We start from the raw sequence: 2172 nt of genomic DNA on the forward strand, positions 1-2172 counted from the left end.
CTGTTGTCGATGGTGTCGGTAACGTCGGTCACCGCTGGTGTGGTGTTTGGCACCAGCTTCTCGAAGTTGCCACCTTCGGCCTTGGTGATAGTGGCCTCAACCTTGCCAGCGTCCTTGTAAACGTCATCGGTTGGCGCCGCGACGGTGGCAGTGCCAGTGGTGGCGCCGGCAGCGATGGTGATCACCGCGCCGTTGCTCAGGGTCACGGTGACTGGAGTACCGGCCGCGTTGCTCAGTGTTGCGGTGTAAACGATGGACCCGCCTTCGGCCACGGAGTCAGTAGCACTCAGGCTCAGGGTGGTGGTGTCTGGCGTATCAGTAACCGAGGTTTCAGCTGGCTTGTCGCTGATTTCCAACTTCTCGTAGTTGCCGCCGTCAGCCTTGGTGATGGTGGCGCTCAGGGAGCTGCCGCCAGCCAGAGCATCATTGGGAGCGGTGAAGTTCACGGTGCCGGAGGATTCACCGACCGGAATGGTGATGGTCTGGCCATTGGACAGGGTCACCACAACCGGCGAGCCGGTCACCGGAGCCGAAACCGACGCGGTGTAAACCACGGTTCCACCTTCGGCGACGTTCGGGGGCGCGGTCAGGCTGACAGTCGACGTATCGATAGTGTCAGTGACATCAGTCACAGCTGGCGCTGGGTTGGTGACCAGGTTCTCGAAGTTGCCGCCATCGGTCTTGGTGATGGTGGCCTCAACCTTGCCAGCGTCTTTGTAGACGTCATCGGCTGGGGCCGCGACGGTGGCGGTGCCGGAAGTGGCGCCAGCGGCAATGGTGATTACCGCGCCGTTGCTCAGGGTCACGGTGACCGGAGTGCCAGCGGCGTTGGTCAGGGTCGCGGTGTAAACGATGGAGCCACCTTCTGCTACCGAGTCAGTAGCACTCAGGCTCAGAGTGGTGGTGTCTGGCGTATCAGTAACCGAGGTTTCAGCCGGTTTGTCGCTGATCTCCAGCTTCTCGTAGTTGCCGCCGTCAGCCTTGGTGATGGTGGTGCTCAAGGAGCTACCGCCAGCCAGGGCATCGTTCGGCGCGGTGAAGTTCACGGTGCCGGAGGATTCACCGACTGGAATGGTGATGGTTTGACCGTTGGACAAGGTCACCACGACCGGCGAACCGGTCACCGGAGCCGTAACCGACGCGGTGTAAACCACCGTTCCACCTTCGGCGACGCTTGGGGTGGCAGTCAGGCTGACGGTGGAAGTGTCGATGGTGTCGGCGACATCAGTCACAGCCGGAGCTGGGTTGGTGACCAGGTTTTCGAAGTTGCCACCGTCCGCTTTGGTGATGGTGGCTTCAACCTTGCCAGCGTCTTTGTAGACGTCATCGGCTGGGGCCGCGACGGTGGCGGTGCCGGAAGTGGCACCGGCAGCAATGGTGATCACCGCACCGTTAGACAGGGTCACGGTCACTGGCGTACCAGCGGCATTGGTCAAGGTGGCGGTGTAGATGATCGAACCACCCTCAGCCACAGACTCAGTAGCCGAGAGGCTCAGAGTGGTGGTGTCAGGGGTGTCGGTAACCGAGGTTTCAGCTGGCTTGTCGTTGATCTCCAGCTTCTCGTAGTTACCGCCGTCAGCCTTGGTGATGGTGGTGCTCAAGGAGCTACCGCCAGCCAGGGCATCATTCGGTGCAGTGAAGTTCACCGAACCTTGGCTTTCACCGACCGGGATGGTGATGGTCTGACCGTTGGACAGGGTCACTACTACTGGTGAGCCAGTCACTGGCGCGGTGACCGACGCGGTGTAAACCACGATGCCGCCTTCAGCGACGCTTGGCGTAGCAGTCAGCGAAACGGTGCTGGTGTCGATGGTATCAGTGACATCAGTCACGGCAGGTGCTGGGTTGGTGACCAGGTTCTCGAAGTTGCCACCGTCCGCTTTGGTGATGGTGGCTTCGACTTTGCCAGCGTCCTTGTAGACGTCATCAGCCGGGGCTGCGACGGTGGCCGTACCCGAGGTAGCGCCGGCAGCGATAGTGATCACCGCGCCGTTGCTCAGAGTCACAGTAACCGGGGTACCAGCCGCGTTGGTCAGGGTTGCGGTGTAAACGATGGACCCGCCTTCTGCTACCGAGTCAGTAGCACTCAGGCTCAGAGTGGTGGTGTCTGGCGTATCGGTAACCGAGGTTTCGGCTGGCTTGTCATTGATCTCCAGCTTCTCGTAGTTACCA

Annotated in this window: 1 protein-coding gene; it reads right to left on the bottom strand. The window is 60.9% G+C overall.

Annotation, left to right across the window (positions count from 1 at the left end; all coding sequences use genetic code 11):
* A partial coding sequence (locus tag Q8O96_RS31045) for an immunoglobulin-like domain-containing protein (RefSeq protein ID WP_371826219.1) occupies window positions 1-2172 on the bottom strand: 2172 nt, incomplete at both ends.

The organism is Pseudomonas sp. LPH60, assembly GCF_030718165.1.
Taxonomy (GTDB): domain Bacteria; phylum Pseudomonadota; class Gammaproteobacteria; order Pseudomonadales; family Pseudomonadaceae; genus Aquipseudomonas; species Aquipseudomonas danubii.